This is a genomic window from Bradyrhizobium sp. (genome assembly GCF_019242285.1).
GTDB lineage: Bacteria > Pseudomonadota > Alphaproteobacteria > Rhizobiales > Xanthobacteraceae > Bradyrhizobium.
In genome coordinates, this window is sequence record NZ_JAFAVV010000961.1 from 1 (window position 1) to 8,409 (window position 8,409).

The following is an 8,409-nucleotide window of genomic DNA, read 5'->3' on the forward strand; positions in this document are numbered from 1 at the left end:
GGCCGGTGAAGAAGCGGCCGTCGGAGAGGAAATGGAAGCCGATGCATAACAGCAGCAGCACCGGCAGCATGCCGGCGGCGCGGACGATCAAACGCAGGCGCTGGCGCCTCGTCTCCTGCGCGGCTTCGGAGGCAGGCGCGGTGGCCGCGGCGGTCTCGACTTGCGGAGAAGCGTCAGGAGGCATGGAGCTCTTCCGTTCCGGTGGCCAGCGCCATGATGTCCTCCTGGCTCAGCGGCGAGGTCGGGCCGCGCGTGATCTCGCCCGCGATGCGGCCCGCGCGCATGACGAGGACGCGGTCGCAGATGCCGATGATCTCGGGCAGGTCGGAGGAGATCACCAGGATCGCGGTGCCGGATTTGGCGAGATTGTCGATGATCGAATAGATCTCGGATTTGGCTCCGACGTCGACGCCGCGCGTCGGCTCGTCCAGGATCAGGACTTTTGGCGTGGTGGCCAGGAGCCGCGACAGCAGCACCTTCTGCTGGTTGCCCCCGGACAGCGCACCGGCGGTGACCCCGACATTGGCGGCGCGGATGCCGAGCGTCGCAAAAGCCTGGTTGGCGCGGTCGCGGGCCTTGTCGCGATCGAGAATGGTGCCGAGCTTCGCATCCCGCCCGATCACGGCGAGGTTGATGTTGTCGAGGCAGGACATGTCGAGGAACAGGCCGAGCGCCTTGCGGTCCTCGGTGAGGTAGGCAATGCCGGCGTCGAGCGCCTCGCCGGGCGTGCGGATCGTGATCGGCCGGCCTTCGAGCTCGATATGGCCCGCGGTCATCGGCGCGGCGCCGATGATGAGATGCGCCAGCTCGGTGCGGCCGGCGCCGATCAGGCCGGCGAGCCCGACCACCTCGCCGGCGCGCACGGTGAGCGAGCAGCCCTTGACGCGCCGGCCGTCGGCGAGATCGATGGCCGCGAGCACGGGGGCGCCCGATCCCGCCTGCGGGTCGTGGTCCTTCTTGTAGAAGGAGGAGACCTCGCGCCCGACCATCATCCGCACGATGGTGTCGGCACGGATCTTCGGCTTGTCGAGCGAGCCGACGAGGCGGCCGTCGCGCAGCACGGTGACGCGATCGCCGAGCGCATACACTTCGTCCATGCGGTGCGAGATGTAGATGATGGCGAGCCCCTCGGCGCGCAATTGACGGATCAGCGCGAACAGCCGCTCCGTCTCGCCGGCCGACAGCGCGGTGGTCGGCTCGTCCATGATCAGGATCTTCGACCGCGCATGCAGCGCGCGCGCAATCTCGACCAGCTGGCGCTGGCCCATGGAGAGGTGCGCCACCAGGGTCTGCGGCGTGAAATCGGCGCCGAGCCGGTCGAGCATCGGGCCGACGCCGGCGCGCATGGCGCCGCGGGCGAGCAGGCCGGCCTGCGACATTTCGCGGCCGAGATAGATGTTCTCCGCGACGCTCAGATTGGGGGCGAGCGAGAGCTCCTGGTAGATGATCGAGATGCCCGCCGCGCGCCCGCCGAGCGGCCCGTGGATGTGCACCGGCTTGCCCTCGATGCGGATCTCGCCGCCGGGATCGGGCCGGTAGGCGCCCGACAGGATCTTCATCAAGGTGGATTTGCCGGCGCCGTTCTCGCCCATCAGGGCATGGATTTCCCCCGCGTATACCGTGAGGTCGACGGTTCGCAGCGCCTTGATGCTGAAGAAGGACTTGGAAACCCCGCGCATCTCGAGGATCGGATCGCCCATCGTGCCTCCCGGCGCCCCATGCGTTCTCATCCGCGGCTTGCTGGTTGGCAGCGCGGGGCGCTCATTAAACAAAACGCGGCGGGACCTCGCAATACCGAAGAAGCCGCATCAGTGGCGCGGACGATACAGTTCGCGCCAATTCGGCAGCCGCGCAGCATAGGCATCGACCAGCGCGGGCCTGGGCTCGAACGTCTCGACGCGGCGCGGGGGCGTGCAGACGGCTTCGATCGGCTCGCCGGTTGTGGCGAGCCGCCCCAGTCTCGCCGCACCGAACGCCGCGCCGGTCTCGCCGTCGGTAAATCGATGGATCGGGATGTTCAGGACGTTGGCCAGCACCGACAACCAGAACCGCGACCGGGAGCCGCCACCGATCGCATCGGCTTCCGAGATGACGGTGCCGGTCGCCGCCAGCGCGTCGCGGCAGTCGGCGATCGCGAACGCTACGCCCTCGAGCACGGCCTGCACGATCGCGCTGCGATCGGTGCCGTGGCTCAGCCCGTCGAGCATGCCGCGTGCGTTCGGATCGTCGTGCGGCGTCCGCTCGCCGGACAGATAGGGCAGGAAGCTTACCGGCGACGGCGCGACGGGATGCAAACCGAGCGGCGCCAGCAGATCGGCTTCGGACGTCCCGAGCAATCGCGCGAGCCAGGCGAGACACGAGGCCGCCGAGAGGATCGCGCCGGCCTGCATCCACATCGATGGAATGGCGTGACAGAAGGTGTGCACGGCGCGCTCGGGATTGCCGGCGATGATGGAGCTGGGCGTCAGCAGGGCGCCGGAGGTTCCAAGCGAGACGAACGCGGTTCCCGGCTTGATCGCGCCGATGCCGACGGCGCCGGCCGGGTTGTCGCCGGCGCCGCCGGCGAGCATCGGCCTTTTGGTCATGCCCCAGCGCTGCGCCAGTTCGGCTCTGAGCCGCGCCGCCGGCGCGCAGCCTTCGACGAGGCGCGGCATCTGGTGACGCGACAAGCCGGTCGCCGACAAGGCATCGTCCGACCAGTCGCGGCGCGCGACGTCGAGCCACAGGGTTCCCGAGGCATCCGAGACATCCTCGATCGCTTCGCCGGTCAGAACCAGCCGGAGATAGGCCTTGGGCAGCAGGACGAGCCGGGTGGCCGCAAAATGCTCCGGCTCGTGCGCCGCGATCCACAGGAGTTTCGGCGCAGTGAAGCCGGGCATCGCCTTGTTGCCGGTGGTTGCCCGCAGCGCCGGCCAGCGTTGCTCCAGCAATCGGCATTCGGCGGCGGAGCGCCCGTCGTTCCAGAGAATGCAGGGCCGCAACGGTATGAAGCTCGCATCGAGCAGGGTGGCGCCGTGCATCTGGCCCGACAGGCCGATGCCCTCGACCTCAGCCAATTCGGCGGCGTGATCCGCGTTCAACCCATCCAGCGTCGCGAAGGTGGCATCGATCCACTGCCGTGGGTCCTGCTCGGAATAGCCGGGATGCGGAGAGCTCACCGTCAGCGGCTGGCTTCGGCTCGCGATCACGCGTTGCGTATCATCGACCAGAATGGTCTTGACCGCCGAGGTGCCGAGATCGATACCGAGATACATGGTGCTGCTCGCCTGACGCGCGATGTGGTTCGACGCAACGGATCGCCGCTATCGAACAGATGCGGCGATCGTGCGTCAATAGCGATAGGCAACGAGCGCCAGGGAGCGGCGATGCGGTCATCGCGATGTCGGGCACCGCCGGGGCTGGGCGATCGTCGATTGCTCGAGCGCAGCTAATATCTCTGCACGGAGACTCGGACGGTTCGTGCTGCGAGCACGGGCCGAGCATCAGGACTCCAGCAGCCTCTCGATCGTTTCGGGCAAGAAGGCTTCGGCTGGAAGGCGCTCCGGGCCGATCAGACTCGCCGGAAGCGGTGCGAGCTGACCCGCCGCCATGCGCTTTCCGGCACGCGCGCGTCGCTCGCGCGCTTGCGGACCGAACTCGACGCGAAGCGTGGTCGCGACCTGGGCGGTGATCCGAAGCCTGCGCATTCGTTCGGCGCGCTCTTCCACATAGGGCCTGAAATCGGGCTCTTGCCCCGCTGCCTTGGCGTCACGCAAGAGCTCGCTGACCAGGCGCACGTCGCGGAGCGCAATCGAGAGGCCCTGGCCGATGATCGGGTCGTTGTGCCCGGCGGCGTCACCGATCAATGCTACGCCCGGGCAGGTGGGATCGTCGATCCAGTGATCCTCGTTCGAGAACGCGTTGAAGGGCCCGATCGGAGTCGATGCGGCAATCGCCTCGGCATAGGGCAGACACGTGAGCTTGCCAAAGGCTTCGATCAACTTCGCGCGGCGAGTCGGACCGTCGAAGCGCGACTTGTCCGCGAAATGATAGCTGCCATAAAGGCGCAGGAGATCGTCACCCTGCGGAAATACCAGGAAGTGAAAGCGGTCTTCGACGCCTATCACCTGGACGTCGCGCGGCCACGACGGCACGCCTTTGACGAGCATGCCTCCAAGCAGGTTGCGCGGCTGATCGGCATTCACCGTGAAGCCCAGCTCCTTGCGAAGGCTCGAATTGCGTCCATCGGCGCCGATCACGAGCCTCGGCCTGAATTCGACTTTCGTCCCGTCATGCGTGCAACTGACGAGCGGACGCGATCCCGAAATGACCGATATGTCGCCGGCGCCACGCAGAAAGGTGGCGCCGGCCGCGGTTGCGAGTTGCGCGAAGACGGCGCAGGTCGCCGGGTGGCCGAGGCAGAGCGCACCAAGCGCTTCCGGGTGCATCCTGGTCAGATCGAGCGCGCGCGCCTCGGCCTCTGCCGGAGCGAAGTTCTCGTCATAGGGTATGTTGCGTCTGGTAAATACGGCGCCCGCTTCGCGCAACGGCTGCAGGAGTGCGAGCTTCGCAAGTTCGGTGACACCCCAGGGCGCCATGAACTCGCCGCGCACGCGGTCGGGATAACTGCTCTCGCGCTCGAGCAGCGTCACCCCGAAACCGGCTCGCGCCAGCACTGTGCCTAGTGCGCCGCCGGCAATTCCCGCGCCGACAATGACGATGTCCGGGTCCGCATGACGCATCGAGCGCCCTCCGTGATGTCGAGCAATCATCCCTGAAAGCTCGCACACCATCAAGTCCGCATGCGCGTTGCGGCAGGCTGTTGATCAAGGCGTCGGGTCGAGATGCGGGGAATGCCGTTTGACCTAGTCCAGGTCTGCCAAGAACGCGTTGATCGCGTCAGCCCCTTGTTGCGGCTGCTGGCACATCCACCAGTGACCCGCACCTTTCAGGACGGCTAGCTTTGCCTCGGCGCGCCCGGCGGAGCGGCGCGCCAGCGTCTCCCCGCCACAATAGGAATCTTCCGTCGCAATCAGCGCCAGGCCCGGTTTGGCGGCTGCCTGCGGCAACCGGGTTCCCAGATCGCGCATCGCCGGCTGAGCAGCCGATCTGTACAGCGCCAGGATTGCCTGGCCCATGTCGCTGTTCGCACCCGCAGCCACTTTCCGCGCGATCGCCGAGGTCATGCCCAAGCTCTCATAGCGCTGGGCGCGGGCCTCGGCAGGCAGGCTGAGCATCTGCGCAACCGCTTGCTCGCCAATCTCCGCCGTCTGCCAGGCCTGTGCCATGTCATGCCAGACGTAGTCCGCGTCGAAGCAGCCCAAGATATCGCTCGTCCAGGATCGGATCAGGTCTGAATGCTCCATTGCGATCCGCATGACATGCCCCCCGCCCCAGTCGTGCCCCACGAGATCGATCGGTCGTGTCAATCTGGTGAGTTCGCTTGCGAGCCAGTCGCGATACGCGTCGGTGGAACAGTCGAAGCCGGAAGGGATTGCGGCGCCGAATCCGGGCGGAGACAGGCGAACGACGTCGCCACTGCGCAGATGTGGGACGAGGTCGTCCCAGATCGCGTCGGTTTCAGGATTTCCGTGAACAAGAACAATCGTCATCGAAGCCATTCCCCCAAACGACAATGTCGCACAGGCGTGGGCGCAGAGCGCCGAATGTATCCCCTCGGCCTTGGCGCGGAAAGCCGCTTGCAGGTTTTCTTTGGACCGGATTTGCGGCATCGGGCAAGGCTCGGCACGTCTGTAGTCGGGAAGGGCTTTCCTCGACCCAGAGTCGTCACTTGCCATATCTGGACCAATTGGTTTATATATCGGCGATGACCGACCGAAACCCAGTGCGATTGCCCCGTGGCCGCCCCCGAAGTTTCGACGTGGAAGCCGCCGTCGAACGCGCAATGGGTGTGTTCTGGTCGCGCGGCTATCACGCCACGGCGCTCCCGGACCTTCTTCGTGCGACGAAGCTCTCGCGTGGCAGCCTCTACGCCGCTTTCGGTGACAAGCACTCGCTCTTCCTGCGTGCGCTTGATCGCTACATTGCCGATGCCCTGACACGGATAGATGTCGAATTCGACCCCGGCAGGGAACCGGTCGACGGCCTGCGGGCCTATCTTGCCGGCTACGTTGACCGTACGAGCGGTGCCAATGGTCGGCGCGGATGCCTGCTGGTGGCCACAGCGATGGAACTGGCCGGCCAGGATGCCGAAGTCGGCCGTCGCGTCGCGAGCTTCTTCGAGGCCATGGAGGCCAGGGTGGCGGATGCACTTTCCCGTGCGAAGGCGGCGGGCAAGCTAGCCGATGGCGTTGAGCCTTCGAGTGTCGCCCGAATTCTCGTCTGTTTCGTTGAGGGGCTGCGCGTGGTCGGCAAAACGGCACCGACCCGGAACACATCGCGAGCCACCGCTGACGCTCTTCTCGGTCGCTTCCTCAAGTAGACAACCCATGGACGCCTCCGGTGTTGGCGCGCCGATATTTAGACTGATCGGTCTTGAAAGGAAGAATGCCATGTCTGCTATCCAGATCGTCTGCGCAATGGCCGTTCCCCTGCTCTGGGGTTATCAATTCGTGGCCATCAAGGTGGGCGTAACCGAGTTTCCGCCTCTTTTCTTCCTCGCACTGCGCTTCCTGGCCATCGCGCTGCTGCTCGTTCCGTTCATCAAGAGGCCCGCGCGTCAACAGTTCGGCCCTATCGCAGCTATTTCGTTTTTCCTTGGTGGGCTGAACTTCGGGCTCTTCTATGTGGGCCTTGGGCTCGGCTCGGGAAGCATGTCGGCCGTCGCGTATCAACTCGCCACGCCCTTCACCGTCCTGTTAGCCTGGCCGCTGCTCGCGGAGAGGCCGTCTCTCACCACCTCCGCCGGAGTGGTGCTTGCATTCGTCGGAGTGGTCGTGTTGGCGGCGGAGCCTGGCCTGTCGGCAAACGCGCTTCCGCTGCTGCTTGTGGTCGGGGCAGCCCTCGCGTTTGCGCTATCCAACGTCTTGACGAAACGCTACGGCCCTTTTGATCCCCTGATGTTGATGGGGTGGTCGTCGCTGTTCACGGTGCCGCAGGTCATGTTGATGTCGTTGCTTCTCGAATATGGCCAAGTGGCGAGCCTTGTCGCGGCGGATGAACGTGGTTGGCTGGCGCTCGCCTACACGATCTTCATGGGAGGAATCGTTGGGTTCGGCCTTTGGTTCTGGCTGATCGCCCGTTGCTCCATGGGCCGCGTCGCCCCCTTCGGTCTGCTGCTTCCGGTGTTCGCGTTGATTTCGAGCGTATTGTTCCTTGGCGACCGCATGACCCCGAAGTTGATTGTCGGTGGGCTGCTGGCGATCTCCGGTGTCGCCATCACACAAGTCAGGCCGAGCGTGCGACCGATTTGAATCCGGAAGCGTCGTGGCGTGAAATCGATGGCGTCGGATTTGTCAGAAGGTTCGGAAACCAGAGCGGGGACAATTCGGAATCTTCGTACACTCGTTGTTGGTTGGCAAACAGGAAAGAGCCAATAATATGGGAGTGGTTTAACAGGCGCTGCGAGATGACCCTTGGCGCCGGGCTTGACTTCATTGGGCTTGGCTAAAATCAAGTAGCTCCACGCGCGTTGCATGTCCGTGGCCCAGGGCTGCCAAAATTGAGGTGCAACAAGTCGACAGCTGTCTGGGGTACAGCGGCCGTGCCACCAACCCATTTGGGAAGCCAGCCCATGACCCGAAGCAGTCTCCTCCTTGTGCTGGTGATGACCTCCGGGCTACACCAGTTGCCGAGAGCCGACCTCCTCGCGCCGCAAGTTCAGAACAGATACCGGGGGCCTAATGCGCATGGTCTTGCATTTGCTGGTGGGGCTGATCGGCGCCATTTGCGTGATTGCAGTGGGTGTATTTTCTCACGGCACCCTTCCGCTTGTTTTTGCGTTCGTTTGGACGCCGGCAACATGGCTGATCCAGCTATCCGATGTGTTTTGCCCACCTATCGGCGTGAAATGCGTTCTCGGGTCAACCAGCCAAGGCGCACATCATCTGATGTTTGCTCTCTGCCTCCTGACCAGATCGCTGCTTTTGGCCCACGGCTGCCGACTCGTCGCGTTGACAGGTATCTGGGGTACACCGGCTATCAAATCAGTGCATCGTCACGGCGGCCCCGTTGCGCCAGTGGTCCGTTCAAAGCGGCTCGGCCCTCATCAATCCTGGACGTTAGGGGAATCTGCAGTGCAGCCCCGTCATCCGTCAAAGCTTCCGTGCAGAGGTGCTAGACGATCAGGTTCCTGCACCTCTCACGGAGAGCGCGTCTCTGACGCGCGATTTTTCCATCGTGCCACGTCGTTGCAATGTGCATATTCCGATTTTCAGAAAATGACTTGACGCCGACCCCAAATCAGAGGCATAATGCGCGCCATCCCGCCTCGTGCAGAGGGGCGATCCGCGGTCGTCACGGGCGTGGAGG

6 protein-coding genes and 1 pseudogene are annotated in these 8,409 nt (G+C 64.7%); 2 read left to right on the forward strand and 5 right to left on the reverse strand.

All coding sequences use genetic code 11. The features are described from left to right. The 5 genes and pseudogenes from JOY90_RS39310 to JOY90_RS39330 form a co-directional block, all read right to left on the reverse strand. Positions 1–184 (reverse strand): annotated as a pseudogene (locus JOY90_RS39310) (ribose ABC transporter permease); the annotation flags it as partial. Then, positions 174–1,700, reverse strand: coding sequence for a sugar ABC transporter ATP-binding protein (locus tag JOY90_RS39315; protein WP_291696458.1), 1,527 nt, complete (start codon positions 1,698–1,700; stop codon positions 174–176). The gene JOY90_RS39315 and the pseudogene JOY90_RS39310, both read right to left, overlap by 11 nt. 108 nt (positions 1,701–1,808) lie before the next feature. After that, positions 1,809–3,254, reverse strand: coding sequence for a xylulokinase (gene xylB, locus JOY90_RS39320; RefSeq protein WP_291696459.1), 1,446 nt, complete (start codon positions 3,252–3,254; stop codon positions 1,809–1,811). Positions 3,255–3,482: 228 nt separating this feature from the next. Then, complete coding sequence (locus tag JOY90_RS39325) at positions 3,483–4,721, reverse strand: FAD-dependent monooxygenase (protein WP_291696460.1); 1,239 nt, start codon at positions 4,719–4,721, stop codon at positions 3,483–3,485. A gap of 123 nt (positions 4,722–4,844) precedes the next feature. Beyond that, the gene (locus tag JOY90_RS39330) at positions 4,845–5,591 is read right to left on the reverse strand and encodes an alpha/beta hydrolase (RefSeq protein ID WP_291696461.1); all 747 of its coding nucleotides are present in this window, start codon (positions 5,589–5,591) and stop codon (positions 4,845–4,847) included. Between the two features lie 215 nt (positions 5,592–5,806). On the opposite strand from JOY90_RS39330, the gene JOY90_RS39335 reads away from it, so the two are divergent. Beyond that, complete coding sequence (locus JOY90_RS39335; protein ID WP_291696462.1) at positions 5,807–6,421, forward strand: TetR/AcrR family transcriptional regulator; 615 nt, start codon at positions 5,807–5,809, stop codon at positions 6,419–6,421. Positions 6,422–6,491: 70 nt separating this feature from the next. Beyond that, entirely contained in the window at positions 6,492–7,352 is an 861-nt protein-coding gene (locus JOY90_RS39340) for an EamA family transporter (RefSeq protein ID WP_291696463.1), read from the forward strand. Positions 7,353–8,409 lie beyond the last annotated feature (1,057 nt).